Origin of the sequence: Brevundimonas sp. NPDC058933 (assembly GCF_049315965.1) — a bacterium.
In the GTDB taxonomy this organism is placed as follows: domain Bacteria; phylum Pseudomonadota; class Alphaproteobacteria; order Caulobacterales; family Caulobacteraceae; genus Brevundimonas.
In genome coordinates this window covers 91697-107176 of record NZ_JBMOSL010000002.1, presented here as the reverse complement: position 1 = coordinate 107176, position 15480 = coordinate 91697, and the positions used below count along the sequence as shown (strand labels likewise).

Sequence of the window (15480 nt, the reverse complement as noted above, 5' to 3'; positions counted from 1 at the left end):
GGCGCCCCGATCCGTCACCTTGCGCCGCGTATGAACGCGCCCCTGTCCCATCCCCCGCAAGCCGATCTGAAGCCCGACGCCAAGGCGGATCCGGGCACGACGCCGGTCATGGCGCAGTTCCTGGCGGCCAAGGCCGATCAGCCCGACGCCATCCTCTTTTTCCGCATGGGCGACTTCTACGAGCTCTTCTTCGACGACGCGGTGAAGGCGGCGGCGGCCCTGGGCATCACCCTGACCAAGCGCGGCAAGCATCAGGGCGAGGACATTCCCATGGCCGGGGTGCCGGTCCATGCGCTGGACGGCTATCTGGCGCGGCTGATCCGCATGGGCTTCAAGGTCGCCATCTGCGAGCAGCTGGAAGCCCCCGCCGAGGCCAGGAAGCGCGGTCACAAGGCGGTGGTGCATCGCGGGGTGGTGCGGGTGGTGACGCCCGGCACCCTGACCGAGGACAGTCTGCTGGACGCGCGCGGGGCCAACCGTCTGGCGGCGGTGGCTATCCGCAAGGGCCGCGCCGCCGTGGCTGTGGTCGAGCTGTCGGCGGGCGCGGTGGACTCGGTGGCCTGCGACCTGGGCGATCTCGGCGCGGCGCTGGCGGCCTTCCGGCCCTCGGAGGTTCTGGTGCCGGACCGCCTGTTCTCGGACGAGACGCTGAAGGGCGCGCTGGACGGCTCCGGCGGCGTGGTTCAGGCCATGCCCCAAGCCCTGGCCGAGCCGGTCGGGGCGCGCGACCGGGTGCAGCGGCTCTATGGGGTTTCGGCGCTGGACGGTTTCGGCGCCTTCGAGGAGGCTGAGGTCTCGGCGCTGGGCCTGATCGCCGCCTACCTGGAGACGACCCAGGCCGGCAAGATCCCCGCCCTGGCCCCGCCGCGCCGTTCGGGCGAGAGCGGCTTTCTGGCCATCGACCCGGCGACGCGGTTGAGCCTCGAGATCGACCGGACCCAGCGCGGCGAGCGCGACGGCTCCCTGCTGCACTGCATCGACCGCAGCGTGACGTCTGGCGGGGCGCGGGCCCTGGCGGAACGCATTTCGCGGCCCTTGCGTGATCCGGCGGCGATCAACGCCGGGCTGGACTCGGTGGAGTGGTTGCTGGAACGGCGCGATCTGCGCCGCGATCTGAGGGACGGGCTGCGGTCCTCGGCCGATGTGGCGCGGGCGACGTCGCGGCTGGCGCTGGGACGCGGCGGACCGCGTGATCTGGGAGCGATCCGTTCCGGCCTGACGACGGCGCAGGGGCTGGCCGGGCTGTTCGCCGCTGCGGCCCGCGATCCCCTGGCCGGGCCGCCCGCACGGGTTCTGGCCTGTCTCGACCGGCTGACGCTGGACGCCGATCTGTCGCACCTGCTGGCTGATCTGGGCGACGGCCTGATCGAGGAGCCGCCGCATCTGGCGCGGGACGGCGGCTTCGTGAACCCCGGCCACCGGCCCGAACTGGACGCGGCCCGCACCCTGCGCGACGACAGCCGCCGGGTGGTCGCCGATCTGGAGGCCCGCGCCGTGGCCGAGAGCGGCGTGGCCTTCAAGGTGCGCCACAACGCCGTCCTGGGCTATTTCCTCGAAGCTTCCGCGAAAGCCGCGGAGGGCCTGCTGCGGGCCGGGCCCGACAGCCCCTTCATCCACCGCCAGACCCTCGCCAACCAGGTCCGCTTCACCACGGTCGAGCTGTCGGAACTGGACGCCAAGATCAGCCAGGCCGGGCATCGGGCGCTCGCCATGGAAGGCGAGACCTTCGAGGCCTGGCGGCGCGAGGTCGCCCGTCTGGCCGGACCGTTGCAGGGCGTGGCCGCGGCCCTGGCCGAGCTGGACGCCCACGCGGCGCTGGCCGAATGGGCCGAAGAGGTCGGCGCGGTTCGTCCTGTCGTCGACGACAGCCTCTGCTTCGACGTCGAGGCCGGGCGCCATCCGGTGGTCGAGGCGGCGGTGACGGCGCAAGGCGACCCCTATACCCCGAACAACTGCCGACTGGCCGGCGACGGCGTTGGGGCCTCGCGCCTGTCGATCGTCACCGGACCCAACATGGCCGGCAAGTCGACCTTCCTGCGCCAGAATGCGCTGTTGGTGGTCCTGGCTCAGGCCGGGGCCTTTGTCCCGGCGCGGGCCATGCGGCTGGGCGTGGTGGACCGGCTGTTCAGCCGGGTCGGGGCCGGCGACGACCTGGCGCGCGGCCGCTCCACCTTCATGATGGAGATGGTCGAGACCGCCGCCATCCTGACCCAGGCGACGCCGCACAGCTTCGTGGTGCTGGACGAGATCGGCCGCGGCACGGCCACCTACGACGGCCTGGCCATCGCCTGGGCCACCGCCGAGGCCCTGCACGAGACCAATCGCGCCCGCACCCTGTTCGCCACCCATTATCACGAGCTGGCGCGGCTGGAGGAGCGGCTGGACTACGTCTGCAACCTGTCGATGAAGGCGCGCGAGTGGAACGGCGACCTGGTCTTCCTGCACGAGGCGGCGCCGGGCGCCGCCGACCGCTCCTATGGCGTGCAGGTGGCCAAGCTGGCGGGGGTGCCGAGCAAGGTGGTCGGCCGCGCCCGCGAGGTGCTGGAGCGGCTGGAGAGCGAAAAGGCGGCGGCGGCGCGTCTGGACGACCTGCCCCTGTTCGCCGCCGTGGCCGAGGCGCCCCCCGCCCCCATGGCTTCCGCGCTGGATGAGGCTATGGCCGCCATCGACCCGGATGAACTGACCCCGCGCGAGGCGCTGGAGGCCCTGTACCGGCTGAAAGCCTTGGGCAGACCTTAACGGGGCGATCCGTAATGGCCCGCATGGAGGGATTCCTGCGGCGTTAAGGGGGATGCGCCATCAAGGCGGTCACAGTCCTGCTCGGACGTCATCCTCTCCCCGGGATCATCGCCATGAGCCTTCGCTCGCTCTCTCTTGCTTCCAAGACGGTTCTGATGACCGTCACGGCCCTCGCCGTCCTGTCGATCGCCCTGCTCGCCGTCGGCGGCTGGCTGATGCAGAAGGAGGGAGAGCGTCGGGCCGCCGAGCGCCAGGAAACCAATATGCGTGTGGCCTGGGAGGTGCTGGCCCGATATGGCTCGACCTATTCGGTTCGGGACGGCACCCTGTTTGCGGGTGAGACGCGGCTGGACGGCAATTTCGCCCCTGTCGACCGGATCAAGACCCTGGTGGGCGGCACCGCCACGGTGTTTCGCGGCGACATGCGGGTCTCGACCAATGTGACCAAGGCCGACGGCGCGCGGGCGATCGGCACCCCGCTGGCGCCGGGGCCGGTCCACGACGCGGTGCTGGGGCGCGGCGAGCCCTATCGGGGCCGGGCCGACATTCTGGGCAGGCCCTATTTCGTCGCCTATGACCCCATCAAGGACAGTGGCGGCGCCGTGATCGGCGTTCTCTACGTCGGCGTGCCGGAGGCGGACTTCCTCGCCTCGGTGAAGAGCGCTCTGGCGTCCCTGCTGGCGGTCGGCCTCATGGCGGCTCTGATCACCAGCGGCGTCTGTCTGGCGATCTCGCGCCGCATGTTCGCCCCGCTCTCGGCCCTGTGCCACCGGCTGGAAGCGCTGCAGAAGGGCCAGGTCGAGGTCGATGCGCCGTGGGCGTCCCGTGGGGACGATATCGGACAGATCTCGCGCGCCGTTCTGGCCTTCCGCGACGCCGCCGTTCAAAAGCGCGACGCCGAGGCTCAATCCCTGGCCATGCGCGCCGCCGCCGAGCAGGAGCGTCAGGAGGCCGCCGCGCAGCAGGCGGCGATCGCAGCTGAGGACGCCGTGGTGGTGACGGCTCTCGGGGCAGGCCTGGCGGCCCTCGCAAAAGGCGATCTGGCGCATCGCATTGACGCCGCCTTCGCCCCGCGCAGCCACCAGCTGAAAGAAGACTACAACGCCGCCCTGACCGCCCTGGCCGAGACGATGGCCGAGATCGCGAGCTCGGCCGTGGCGGTGCGCCAGGGCGCGGCCACGGCCAGCGACGCGGTCGACGATCTGTCGCGCCGCACCGAGCAGCAGGCGGCTTCGCTGGAAGAGACGGCGGCTGCGCTGGATCAGATGACCACCGCCGTGCGCCGCACCGCCGAAGGCGCCCAGGGGGCGGCCGACATTACCGAAACCGCGCGACGGGGCGCGGGCGAGCGCGAAGCCATGGTCAGGCAGACCGCGACGGCGATGAATGAGATCAAGACGGCGTCGGGTCATATCAACGAGATCCTGGGCGTGATGGACGAAATCGCCTTCCAGACCAATCTTCTGGCGCTGAACGCAGGGGTCGAGGCGGCCCGCGCCGGCGACGCCGGTCGCGGCTTCGCCGTGGTGGCCTCGGAAGTGCGGGCCCTGGCCCAGCGTTCCGGCGACGCCGCGCGAGAGATCAAGACGCTGATTTCGGATTCGACCGGCAGCGTCGAGCGCGGCGCTCTTTTGGCCGGTCGAACCGGCGACAGCCTGTCGGCCCTGGTCGCCCAGGTCGGCGAGATCGACACCCTGGCCACGGAACTTGCGGCCTCGGCGCGGGAACAGGCGATCGGGCTGGAAGAAGTGAACACGGCCGTGAACCAGATGGATCAGATGACGCAGCACAACGCCGCCATGGTCGAGAAGTCCACGGCCGCCAATCGCGCGCTCGCCGATCAGGCTGAGCGTCTGTCCGCCCTGATTGCGCGCTTCCGCCTGTCCGGCCAGCCGCGGGTCGCCCTGGCCGCCTGACGCCCCGTCAAATGGGCGCGAGGCCTTGTTCGCCTCCGGCGAGGGGGGCATGAAGGGTCATGCGACGTCTGTCAGATCTCCGTGGTGTCCTGTCCGATCCCCGGGGACTGAAATGAGCCTTGATGAGCGCCTCGAGGCTGCGGCTGGGGCGCCCGACGCACGCGTCGCCGTCACCTCCGTCCTGCGCGAGAGCTTCGCCATTGACCGCGCGCGCGTCTCGCGGCGGCTGGAAGGGGGCGTCGACGGCGCCGAGGCGGCGCGCCTCTATGCCGCCGCAGCGGACGCCATGCTGGCCAGTCTGTGGCGGGTCGCCACCGAGATCCTGCACCCGTCGCCGCAGGATCGCCTGAGTCTGCTGGCGGTCGGCGGCTATGGTCGGGGCGTCCTGGCGCCCTTTTCCGATCTCGACCTGCTCTTCCTGCGAGACGGCCAGGCGATCAGTCCACGCGCGACGACGGTGATCGAGTTCATCCATTACGTCCTGTGGGACCTTGGCCTGAAGGTCGGCTCGGCCTCCCGCTCGGTCGGCGAGACGCTGGACCTGGCGCGCAGCGACATGACGGTGCGCACCTCTCTTCTGGAGGGCCGGGTGCTGGCCGGAGACGCTGATCTGGGCGAAGGCCTGCTGACGCGGTTCCGCGGTGAAGTCGCCAAGGCCGACCCCCGCCCCTTCATCGCCGCCAAGATGGAGGAGCGCGACGTCCGTCTGCAGAAGACGGGGGCGGTGCGCTATCGCGTCGAGCCCAACGTCAAGGACGGCAAGGGGGGGCTGCGCGACCTGAACACCCTGTTCTGGATCGCCCGGTCGCTGGCGCCGGACAGCGAGCGGGGGCAGGCGGCGCTGGAGGGTCTGCTGAGCGCGCGCGAGCTGCGCAGCTTCCGCGAGGCCATCGGCTTTCTGTGGAACGTGCGTATCCACCTGCACTTGGCGGCGGGTCGGGCCGAGGAGAAGCTGACCTTCGACTTCCAGCCCGAGATCGCCCGGCGCATGGGCTGGCGCGGGCGCGGCGACGAACTGGCGGTCGAGCGTTTCATGCGTCGCTATTTCCAGGTGGCGCGCGAGGTCGGCGCCCTGACCCGCGCCGTCTCGGCCCAGCTGGAGGCGCGCCAGCAGAAGAAGGCGCAAGGGTTGGCGCGCGGTCTGTCGCGGCTGATCCCCAGGCGACGGGTCAAGCTGGCCTTTGACGGCCTGGCCGTCGAGGGCGGGCGGCTGACGGTGACGGGGGGCGGCGTCTTCGCCCACGACCCTGTGCGTCTGCTGCTGCTGTTCGTTGAAGCCGACCGGCTGGATCTGGACCTGCACCCCGACGCCTTCGCCGCCGTGATCCGCGCCCTGCCGCTGGTGACGCCGGCGCTGCGGCGGGATCCTCGCGGGGCCGAGGCCTTCCTGACGGTGCTGGCGCATGGACATCGCCCCTACCGCGTCCTGTCGATCATGAACGAGACGGGGCTTCTGGGCCGTTTCCTGCCGGAATGGGGGCGGATCGTCGGCCAGACCCAGTTCAACATGTATCACGCCTATACGGTGGACGAGCACACCCTGCAGGCCGTGGGCATCATCAACGACATCGCGCGCGGCAAGCTGGAGGCCGACCACCCGACCTCGACCATCATCATCCATCGCATCGCCGACATCGAGGTGCTGATGCTGGCCATGCTGCTGCACGACGTGGGTAAGGGCGGCGACCGGGGCCAACTGGAAGACGGGGCCATCGCCGCGCGGCGCGCCTGCGAACGGCTGGGCGTCGATCCGCGCCGGATCGAGCTGGTGGTCTGGCTGGTGCGCCATCACCTGCTGATGAGCGACTATGCGCAGAAGCGCGACGTCTCCGACCCCTCGACGGTCCGCGCCTTTGCGGAAGCCGTCGGTGACCCGGAACGTCTTCGGATGCTGATGGTCCTGACTGTGGCCGACATCCGCGCCGTGGGGCCGGGGGTGTGGAACGGCTGGAAGGGGCAGCTGATGCGGGCCCTGTTCGAGGCGACCGAGGCCCTGTTCAGGGGCGACGCCGTGACGCGCGAGAACCCGCTGATCGACCACCCGGCCCTGGTCGAACGCGCCCGGCGCGGAGGGGCGGCGGTCGAGGCCCTGCCGCCCGAGACCGCGCTGGAATCCACGGCGCGGGTGGCGGTGGCGGCGACGGACCGACCCGGTCTGTTCGCCGATCTGGCGGCGACCCTGGCCAAGGCCGGGGCCGATGTCGTGGGCGCGCGTCTGGCCACGGCCGAGGACGGCACGGCGCTGGACGTGTTCGAGCTTCAGGACGGGGCGGGCGAGGCCTATGGCCAGCGCGAACCCCGTCGGCTGGCCATCCTGGTCAAGGCGCTGGAGCGGGCGGCGCAGAAGGGGGCGCGGGCCTCGGCGGTCGAGACCCCCCGCGTCAGTGCGCGCCGCGCCGTGTTCGAGGTCCGGCCGGTGGTCCGCATCGACATGGAGGCCGGGACCAGCGCCGTGGTGGTCGAGGTGTCCGGCGCCGACCGGCCGGGCCTGCTGGCCGATCTGGCGCGGACGATTTCAGAGCATGGCTACTCGACCCGCTCGGCCCACGTGGCCAGCTTCGGCGAGCGGGCGGTGGACGGCTTCTACATCACCGATGCCGACGGCGCGAAACCGAGCGATGCGGGACGGCTGGCGGCCCTCAGGACCGGACTTTTGGAGGTTCTGGATCGCGCGCCGCAGGGTCCGGCGGGGCGGCGCATCACGCCGGTGCGGGCCAGCGTGCGGGATGTTTCGGATCTGGAAGGCGCGCTGGGACGCAAGACCATATCCAGCGGGTCGCGGGCGCGCTAAGGCGTTCGACCGGGCGAACACAGAGACAGCCGTGAACGACAAGATCGATCCCATCGAACCGGCGGCCCCGACGCCGGCTGCGAGCGCCACGGTGGAGCCCATGGTTCAGCCGCCTGCGGCCTCGGCGACGCTCGATGGCGGTGCGCCAAAAGGCGGGGGCGTCATGCGTTCCTCGGCCATCTTCAGCGCCATGACCCTGCTCAGCCGTCTGGCCGGGTTTGCGCGCGACGTGGTGATCTCGGCGGCGCTGGGCGCCTCGGCGGGGCCGGCGGCCGACGCCTACAACACCGCCCTGAACTTCCCCAACCTGTTCCGCCGCATCTTCGCCGAGGGGGCTTTCGCCGCCGCCTTCGTGCCGGCCTACGCCAAGACGCTGAAGACGGAAGGGCAGGCGGTGGCCGATCAGGTCGCCACCGACGCCCTGGCCGCCGTCGCCGCCGTCACCGTGGTGCTGACCATCCTCGCCCAGCTGACCATGCCGTGGCTGATGACGGTCATCAACATCGGCTTCCTGGACGATCCGGCCCGCTTCAAGCTGGCGGTGATTCTTACCCAGATCACCATGCCCTACCTGCCCTGCATGGCCGTCGCGGCCTTGTTGAGCGGGGTGCTGAACGCGCGCGGGCGCTTCATCGTCTCGGGCGCCTATCCCATCCTGCTGAACCTGATCATGCTGGCCGCCGTCATCCCGGCCCAGGGGGATCAGATCGGCGCCGCCTACGCCGCCTCATGGGCGGTGCTGGTCGCCGGCGTGGCCCAGGCGGGTCTGTGCTGGTGGGCGGCGCGGAAGGCCGGCGCCAATATACGCCTGACCATGCCCAGGCTGACCCCGGCGGTGAAGGCCATCATCATCACCGCCGTGCCCGCCGCCATCGGCAATAGCGCGACCCAGATCAACGTCTTCATCTCGGGCAACCTGTCCAGCTTCGTCGCCGGCGGGCGGACCTGGCTGGCCACGGCGGATCGCCTGTACCAGTTGCCGCTCGGCCTGGTCGGGGTGGCCATCGGCATCGCCCTGCTACCCAAGCTGTCGGCGGCGGTGGCGTCCAAGGATCACGGCCAGCAGCAGGCCTCGATGGACGAGGCCGTGGCCCTGTCCATGGCCCTGACTCTGCCGGCGGCTGCGGCCCTGATGGCCATGCCCTATTTCCTGATCGACGCCCTGTTCACGCGCGGCGCCTTCCTTCAGGTTGACGCCGTCAACACGGCCCAGGCCCTGTTCCAGTTCGGCTGGGGCGTGCCGGCCTTCGTCCTGATCCGCATCCTGGCCCCGGCCTTCTTCGCGCGCGGCGACACCCGCCGACCCATGGCCTTCGCCCTGGTTTCGGTGGCGGTCAACGCCGCCCTGGCCATCGGCCTGTTCAACCTCGGCATGGGGATTTCCGGCATCGCAGCGGCGGTCAGCGCAGCGGCCTGGACCAACGCCCTTTTGCTGGGCGCGACCCTGTGGCGACGCGGCCATTACCGGCCCAGCCCGGCGGCGGCCTCGCGTCTGGCGCGCATCCTTCTTGCCAGCGTCGGTCTGGGTCTGGTGGTCGGCCTCGCCTCCTGGGCGCGGCCCCTGCTGCAGGCCCCAGTCGAAGCCTTGCTGGGCGCGCTCGGCGCGGACCACGGCGCCAAGGAGCTGACCCTGCTGGCCGTCGTGGCGGCGGGGGGCCTGACCTATGTCGTCCTGGCCTTCGCCACGCGGGCGATCACCGTGGCCGAGATCAAGGGGCTGATCCGCAAGGGTCGGTAAGCTTGCCCTTCGCGCCCCGAGGCGATAAGCGCGGGGGCATGGCTTATTCGGGACATCCCTTTATCGCCCGGCGATGGCGCGGCTGACTGTTCACCGCCTGCCTCCGCACGCCTGCGCGTGCGCCGAATTCCAGCCTTTACGCTTCCCGAGAAAATCCCATGACTGACCAGACCCCGGCCTCCGTCGCTCCGGCTGCGCCCGCCTATGCCGGTCCGCGCCGCATCCTGTCCGGCATCCAGGCCTCCGGCGCCCTGCACCTGGGCAACTATCTGGGCGCCTTGAAGCGCTTCACTGAACTTCAGGACACGGGCGCGCCCCTGTTCGTCTTCGTCGCCGACATGCACGCCATCACCGTCTGGCAGGAGCCCGAGAAGCTGGCGGCCCAGACGCGCGAGATCGCGGCGGCCTATCTGGCCTCGGGTCTGGACCCGGCCAAGGCGACCATCTTCCCGCAGTCGGCAGTGCCGGCCCATGCCGAACTGGCCTGGATCTTCAACTGCGTCGCCCGCCTCGGCTGGCTGGACCGGATGACCCAGTTCAAGGAAAAGTCGGGCAAGCACAAGGAGCGCTCCAGCGTCGGCCTCTACACCTATCCGGTGCTGCAGGCGGCGGACATCCTGCTCTACAAGGCGACCGAGGTGCCGGTCGGCGAGGACCAGAAGCAGCATCTGGAACTGACCCGCGACATCGCCGCCAAGTTCAACAACGACTTCGGCGCGCCGGGCTTCTTCCCCCAGCCGGAGCCCCTGATCCAGGGACCGGGCACGCGCGTCATGTCCTTGCGCGACGGCGCGGCCAAGATGTCGAAGTCCGATCCCTCGGACCTGTCGCGCATCAACCTGACCGACGACGCCGACACCATCGCGGCCAAGATCAAGAAGGCCAAGTCGGACATGGATGTCCTGCCGGACACGGTCGAGGGTCTGGACGGTCGGCCTGAGGCCAGGAACCTGGTGGCCATCTATGCGGCCCTGTCGGATACGACGCGCGAGGCCGTTCTGGCCGAGTTCGGCGGTCAGGGCTTCGGCTCGTTCAAGCCCAGGCTGGCGGAGCTGGCGGTCACGTCGATGGCCCCGGTCACGGCGGAAATGCGCCGCCTGATGGCCGACCCGGCCGAGATCGACCGCGCCTTGGCGGTCGGCGCCGAGCGCGCCCGCGAAATCGCGCAGCCGGTGGTGGACGAGGTCAAGAAGATCGTCGGCTTCTGGCGGGGCTGAGGCCGTGAGCCACCCGCTCGACCGCCCGATCTGGAGCGCGCTGACGTCCGAGCGCCAGACGTCTCTGGCGGTCGGCGCCAACAGAGCGCTGCGTTTCGCCCCTGGCTACGGCGTCTTCGCCGCCAGCGAGGATCAGTCGCCGGAGAGCCTGGCGGCGATGGCGGCGCTGGAACGGCCCGAGGGCGTGATCTGCACTGTCGAGGCTGACCCGATTCCGGTGCCGCCCGGATTGAGCGTGGTCAAGGAAGCGACGTTGGCGCAGATGGTGCTGGTCGCCCTGGCGCCCGCCAAGGCGCGCGACATCGTCATCGAGCCCCTGACCGAAGCGGACGCCCCGGCCATGCTGGCGCTGGCGACCCTGACCGAACCCGGCCCCTTCTTCGAGCGGACGCACCAACTGGGCGACTTCTTCGGGGTCAAGCAGGACGGGCGTCTGCTGGCCATGGCCGGCGAGCGGCTGAAGCCCGACGGCTTTACCGAGGTCTCGGGCGTCTGCGCCCATCCCGACGCGCGCGGTCGCGGCTATGCCGGGGCCCTGATGCGGACGGTGATCGAACAGATCCTGGCGCGCGGGGAGACGGCCTTCCTGCATTCCTACGCCGACAACGCCGGGGCCATCGCCCTCTATCGGTCGCTGGGTTTCGCGGTGCGGAGCCAAATGGCCATGAGGATGCTAGCCTCCCCGGATATCTGAACGGGAGAGCGGCATGAGCGGTCACGGCGCAACGGTGGAATGGACGCGGGGCGACCAGCCTTTCGTCGACAAGCGATACAGCCGGGCCCATGTCTGGCGCTTCGACGGCGGGGCGGTGGTGCCGGGATCGTCAGCCCCCTCTGGCGTGCCGGTCCCGATGTCGGACCCGGCGGGCGTGGACCCAGAGGAGGCCATGATCGCCTCCCTGTCCAGCTGTCACATGCTGTGGTTCCTCGCCTTCGCCGCCAACGCCGGTCTGACGGTCGACCGCTATCTGGACGACGCCTCGGGCGCGCTGGACAAGAACGGGGCGGGCCAGCGCTATCTGGCGCGCGTCGCCCTGAACCCGGTCACGACCTTTACCGGCCGCCAGCCCGATCAGGCCCAACTGGACGCCCTGCACCACGCCGCGCACGAGCACTGCGACATGGCCCATTCGGTGCGCGCCGAGATCACGGTGACGGCCCGTCTGGGCTGACGCCTCAGGCCGTCTCCTCCTCGATCAGGGAGCGGAAGGCGCCATGGGCCGCCAGCATGCCGTCCGTCGTCGCCAGGGTGATGTTGCTGGCCGGTCGCGCCAGATCACCGGCGGCGAAGACGCCCGGCTGGCTGGTCTGCTGCTGGGCGTCAACCTTGACGATGCGCCCCACCGGACTGTCGGTCATCTCGCAGCCCAGGCTTTCCGCGAAGCCGCTGGATTGGCGCACGGAGGCGCCGACGAAGATGGCCTTCAGCGGGATGAAGCGGCCGTCGGTCAGCCGCGCGCCGGTCAGGGTCGGGGCCTCGCCTTCCAGCCGTTCGATGGGCGTGGGCTCGATGGTGACGCCGCGACGGGCCAGAACGCGCGCATCGTCCTGGCTCAGACCCGCCGGGTCCATGAACAGGAAGACCTGACCCCATTCGGCGACGATGGTGGCGTAAGCCACAGCGTGGTCGCCGCGCCCCAGGACGCCGATCGGCCCGCCGCCGATTTCGTAGCCGTGGCACCAGGGGCAATGCAGGGCGGTGCGGCCCCAGCGTTCCTTGACGCCGGGAATCTCGGGCAGAACGTCCTCGACCCCATGGGCCAGGATCAGGCGGCGGCCCAGGGTCTTGGTCCCGTCGGCGAAGGCGACGGAGAAGCCGCCGTCGATGCGGCTGACGTCCACCGCCTCGGCCATGCGGAAGGCGGCGGTGGGATAGGCGGCGACCTGGGCGCGAGCGGCGGCGGCGATCTCGGCGCCGGGGCGGCCGTCGTGGCTCAGCACCCCGTGGGCGCGGGCGGCGAAGCGGTTCCTTGGCCGGTTGTCGTCGATCACCAGAACCCGGCGGCGGGCGCGCACCAGTTGCAGGGCGGCGGACAAACCGGCGTAGGAGCCGCCGATGACGACGGCGTCATGAGGCATCGGATTTTCGCGCATGGGCATGGAACAGGTCTCTCCTGGGATGAGCGCCCAGCCGGCGCGAGAAGTCCGCCGCCAGATCGGCCAGGGTGATGGAATCCAGCCGCGCGACCAGCAGGGCGCGCGCGGCGGCGTAGGTGTCGGACAGGGCGTCGTTGACGGCCGCCTCGATCAGGCAGCCCTCCGCCTCGACCGGCGGGGTCTCGGGCAAGAGGCCGGGCTCGCCCAGGGCGGTGTGCACCTGACCCAGGGTGATGCCGTCCAGCGGCCGGGCCAGCCGCCAGCCGCCGCCGTGGCCTTTTTCGGACGCGACCAGCCCCTGTTCGCGCAGGCCCGCCATGGTGCGACGAACCACGACCGGATTGGTCGACAGACAGGTCGCCAGCAGGTCCGAGGTCATGGGCTGGCCATGACGCTGCTCATGCTCGGCCATGTGCAGCAGGGCGTGGAGGATGTTGGACAGGCGGGAGTCGCGCTTCATGTAACTTCAATTGTTACGTGAAGGGCCATGCGTCAAGACGGGGGCTGAAATTGTTTTCAGGCGTCGGGCGCGACGTCTTTCAGGAAGGCGGTGAAACGGCGCAGGGCCTCTAGCGTCAGCTCCGGGTGGTGACGCATGGGGCCGTTGCTGGTCGGTTCGTCAAAGGCGTGGGTGCCCTCGGCGATCCAGCTTTCGACCTCGGATCCGCAGTCGCGGATCATGGCGTTGACCCGTTCCGCGTTCGACACCGTGGTCAGGTGGTCGCGCCTGGCCGTCATGGCCAGGACGCGCGGACAGTGCCGCCAGGGCTTCATCCGGTTGAAGGCCCAGGCGCCGATATAGGGATAGGCCAGCCAGACCGCCTTGACGCCCGACAGGTCGCAGGACTCCGGGTCGGCCACGCCCATGCGGCCCGGTTGCGGGTCCTCGCTCATCATCTCCATGATCGACCAGCCGCCGTGGCTCCAACCCGCCAGAGACAGCATCGTCGGATCGACGTCGGGGCGGCGGGATATGCCCTTGATCGCCGCCAGCAGGTCGCCCGCCCGCTCATAGCCGCGCAGCACCAGGCCGGTGCAGACGGTGGTCAGGGTGAAGGCGCGGTTCCAGCCGCGCGGGCCGTAGGAATCGACGATGAAGGCCCGCCAGCCCGCCGCCTTCGCCGCCTCGGCGTAGCGCGGCAGATGGTCCCGCAAGCCCCCGCACCCGTGGAACAGCAGCACCGCCGGGCGCGGCCGGTCGTCGTCGGGGCCGACCACGGTCGTGTGCGGTTCCAGCATGGCCCAGCGGGCGTCGAGCGTATCCATCAGCTCAGCTTAGAGATTCGCGATTGCGAGGAAAGGGGTCTTGCGGTTTCGATATATCGATATATCTATGCGTCAGTTCGATATATCTAAGTGAAAAACGAGAGAACCATTATGAGAGGATCCAAGGGGATCGAGAAAACCGGCGGCGGCTTTGGCCGCGGCCATCACGGCGGCCACGGAATGGGCTTCGGTCACGGCTTCGGTCGGGGCGGCCACGGCCGTCATATGCGGCCGGAAGGCGGACGCGGCCCCGGCATGGGCGGCGAAGGCCGGCTGCGCGGCGAGCGTCATGGACGGCGCGGCGGCGGTGGACGGATGTTCGAGCACGGCGCCCTGCGCTGGGTGCTGCTGTCGATGATCGCCGACAAGCCGAGCCACGGCTATGAGCTGATCAAGGAGATCGAAAGCCGCATGGGCGGGACCTACGCCCCCAGCCCCGGCGTCATCTATCCCAGCCTGTCGTTGCTGGAAGACATGGGCGCGGTCAGCGTCGCCGCCGAGGGCGGCAAGAAACGCTATGCGATCACCGACGAGGGCCGCCGTCTGCTGACGGAGAACGCCGAGGCCCTCGCCCACATCGACATGAAGATGAAGGCCCTGCGCGGACGGCCGGACCGGCCCGCCCGCATCGCCCAGGCCATCGAGGCCTTGCGTTCGGCGACGCATCAGCGCCTGACCCAGGAGCCGCCGTTGAGCGAAGCTCAGGTCGAGGCCATCGCCGACCTGCTGGAGGCCGCCGCCGAGAAGGTGCGGCAGGCATGAGCGAGACGCATCTGCGCCAGCCGCGCCGGATCCGGCACGAGCTGAAATTCCGCCGCGCCCGCGTCGAGTCGGTCGAGCAGCTGACGCCGGTGCTGAAGCGCATCGTCCTGACCGGCGAGGAACTGGAGGGCTTCTTCAGCCCCGGCTTCGACGACCATGTGAAGGTCTTTCCGACGCCGCGCGGCCAGCCCTTGGTCCTGCCCACGGTCGGGCCGGACGGTCCGGTCTTCGCTGAGCCGAGGCCTGTGGCGCGAGACTATACGCCGCGCGCCTTTGACGCCGCGACCCGGCGGCTGACCATCGACTTCGCGGTCGGGCACGGCGGTCCGGCCACGGCCTGGGCCGAGGAGGCGCGGGTCGGAGACGAACTGGGGTTGGGCGGACCACGGGGCTCGTTTCTGGTTCCGACCAGCTTCGCCGAGCACCTGCTGGTCGGCGACGAGGCGGCCATTCCCGCCATCGCCCGGAGGCTGGAGGAACTGCCGGCGGGCGCGCAGGCCATCGCCTGTATCGAGGTGGCGGATGCGGCGGGCGAGCTGCCCCTGCCCAGCGCCGCGAACGTCGAGATCGTCTGGGTCCATCGCAACGGCGGTCCGCGTGGTCGGGCCGAGGCCCTGACGGCGGCGGCGGTCGAAGCGGCGGGGCGAATCGACCCGAGCGACGCCTATGTCTGGGTGGCCTGCGAGTCCTCGGCGGCGCGTTCGATGCGCGCGGCGCTTCTGGCCGCCCGCCCCTTCAATCCGAAATGGATGAAGGTGGCCGGCTACTGGCGCCTGGGTCGCGCCGGCTCGCACGAGGTGATCGAGGACTGAATGAGCGACAAACCCAGCCGTCATTCCGGGCGGCGCTGGCCGACCCGGAACCCAGGCGGTTCAGCGGCCCGTCCGCAGCCGAAAAGGCCGCGCGTGAAGCCGCCGTCTGGGTCCCGGGTTCGCTGCGCGCCCCGGGATGACA

Annotated in this window: 12 protein-coding genes; 9 read left to right on the top strand and 3 right to left on the bottom strand. The window is 70.4% G+C overall.

What is annotated here, in order from left to right; genetic code table 11:
- Positions 1–30 precede the first annotated feature (30 nt).
- The 7 genes from mutS (at position 31) to ACOZBP_RS06385 (ending at position 11573) form a co-directional block, all read left to right on the top strand.
- Entirely contained in the window at positions 31–2739 is a 2709-nt protein-coding gene (gene mutS / locus ACOZBP_RS06415) for a DNA mismatch repair protein MutS (protein WP_422675580.1), read from the top strand.
- A gap of 113 nt (positions 2740–2852) precedes the next feature.
- Positions 2853–4655 carry a methyl-accepting chemotaxis protein gene (locus ACOZBP_RS06410; protein WP_422675579.1) on the top strand — a complete coding sequence of 601 codons (1803 nt, stop codon included), beginning with the start codon at positions 2853–2855 and terminating at the stop codon, positions 4653–4655.
- 112 nt (positions 4656–4767) lie between these two features.
- The gene (glnD, locus tag ACOZBP_RS06405; RefSeq protein ID WP_422675578.1) at positions 4768–7446 is read left to right on the top strand and encodes a [protein-PII] uridylyltransferase; all 2679 of its coding nucleotides are present in this window, start codon (positions 4768–4770) and stop codon (positions 7444–7446) included.
- A 31-nt stretch (positions 7447–7477) separates the two neighbouring features.
- Positions 7478–9184 carry a murein biosynthesis integral membrane protein MurJ gene (gene murJ / locus ACOZBP_RS06400; RefSeq protein ID WP_422675577.1) on the top strand — a complete coding sequence of 569 codons (1707 nt, stop codon included), beginning with the start codon at positions 7478–7480 and terminating at the stop codon, positions 9182–9184.
- A 158-nt stretch (positions 9185–9342) separates the two neighbouring features.
- Positions 9343–10401 carry a tryptophan--tRNA ligase gene (trpS, locus tag ACOZBP_RS06395; protein WP_422675576.1) on the top strand — a complete coding sequence of 353 codons (1059 nt, stop codon included), beginning with the start codon at positions 9343–9345 and terminating at the stop codon, positions 10399–10401.
- A gap of 4 nt (positions 10402–10405) precedes the next feature.
- Positions 10406–11095: a GNAT family N-acetyltransferase gene (locus tag ACOZBP_RS06390; RefSeq protein ID WP_422675575.1), complete on the top strand. Its 690-nt coding sequence runs from the start codon at positions 10406–10408 to the stop codon at positions 11093–11095.
- A gap of 13 nt (positions 11096–11108) precedes the next feature.
- Positions 11109–11573, top strand: coding sequence for an OsmC family protein (locus ACOZBP_RS06385; protein WP_422675574.1), 465 nt, complete (start codon positions 11109–11111; stop codon positions 11571–11573).
- 4 nt (positions 11574–11577) lie between these two features.
- Here the strand turns inward: ACOZBP_RS06385 and ACOZBP_RS06380 are convergent, their stop codons facing one another.
- From ACOZBP_RS06380 to ACOZBP_RS06370, 3 genes are read right to left on the bottom strand one after another with little or no spacing between them, the layout of a single operon-like run.
- Positions 11578–12501, bottom strand: coding sequence for an NAD(P)/FAD-dependent oxidoreductase (locus ACOZBP_RS06380; RefSeq protein WP_422675573.1), 924 nt, complete (start codon positions 12499–12501; stop codon positions 11578–11580).
- On the bottom strand, positions 12470–12958 hold the full coding sequence (locus ACOZBP_RS06375; protein ID WP_422675572.1) for an Rrf2 family transcriptional regulator: 489 nt from the start codon (positions 12956–12958) through the stop codon (positions 12470–12472). The genes ACOZBP_RS06380 and ACOZBP_RS06375 overlap by 32 nt, the downstream gene beginning before the upstream one ends.
- 56 nt (positions 12959–13014) lie before the next feature.
- Positions 13015–13764, bottom strand: a complete 750-nt coding sequence (locus ACOZBP_RS06370; RefSeq protein WP_422675571.1) for a dienelactone hydrolase family protein — start codon at positions 13762–13764, stop codon at positions 13015–13017.
- 111 nt (positions 13765–13875) lie between these two features.
- On the opposite strand from ACOZBP_RS06370, the gene ACOZBP_RS06365 reads away from it, so the two are divergent.
- Together ACOZBP_RS06365 and ACOZBP_RS06360 are read left to right on the top strand one after the other, a co-directional pair.
- Complete coding sequence (locus ACOZBP_RS06365) at positions 13876–14526, top strand: PadR family transcriptional regulator (protein ID WP_422675570.1); 651 nt, start codon at positions 13876–13878, stop codon at positions 14524–14526.
- On the top strand, positions 14523–15338 hold the full coding sequence (locus ACOZBP_RS06360; protein WP_422675569.1) for a siderophore-interacting protein: 816 nt from the start codon (positions 14523–14525) through the stop codon (positions 15336–15338). Before ACOZBP_RS06365 ends, ACOZBP_RS06360 begins: the two co-directional genes overlap by 4 nt.
- Positions 15339–15480: the final 142 nt, after the last annotated feature.

Coding starts and splice junctions, on each gene's coding strand:
- ACOZBP_RS06385 (WP_422675574.1), top strand. CDS start 11,109: ATGAGCGGTCACGGCGCAACGGTGGAATGGACGCGGGGCGACCAGCCT.
- trpS (WP_422675576.1), top strand. CDS start 9,343: ATGACTGACCAGACCCCGGCCTCCGTCGCTCCGGCTGCGCCCGCCTAT.
- mutS (WP_422675580.1), top strand. CDS start 31: ATGAACGCGCCCCTGTCCCATCCCCCGCAAGCCGATCTGAAGCCCGAC.
- ACOZBP_RS06380 (WP_422675573.1), bottom strand. CDS start 12,501: ATGCCCATGCGCGAAAATCCGATGCCTCATGACGCCGTCGTCATCGGC.
- ACOZBP_RS06410 (WP_422675579.1), top strand. CDS start 2,853: ATGAGCCTTCGCTCGCTCTCTCTTGCTTCCAAGACGGTTCTGATGACC.
- ACOZBP_RS06365 (WP_422675570.1), top strand. CDS start 13,876: ATGAGAGGATCCAAGGGGATCGAGAAAACCGGCGGCGGCTTTGGCCGC.
- ACOZBP_RS06360 (WP_422675569.1), top strand. CDS start 14,523: ATGAGCGAGACGCATCTGCGCCAGCCGCGCCGGATCCGGCACGAGCTG.
- ACOZBP_RS06370 (WP_422675571.1), bottom strand. CDS start 13,764: ATGGATACGCTCGACGCCCGCTGGGCCATGCTGGAACCGCACACGACC.
- glnD (WP_422675578.1), top strand. CDS start 4,768: ATGAGCCTTGATGAGCGCCTCGAGGCTGCGGCTGGGGCGCCCGACGCA.
- ACOZBP_RS06375 (WP_422675572.1), bottom strand. CDS start 12,958: ATGAAGCGCGACTCCCGCCTGTCCAACATCCTCCACGCCCTGCTGCAC.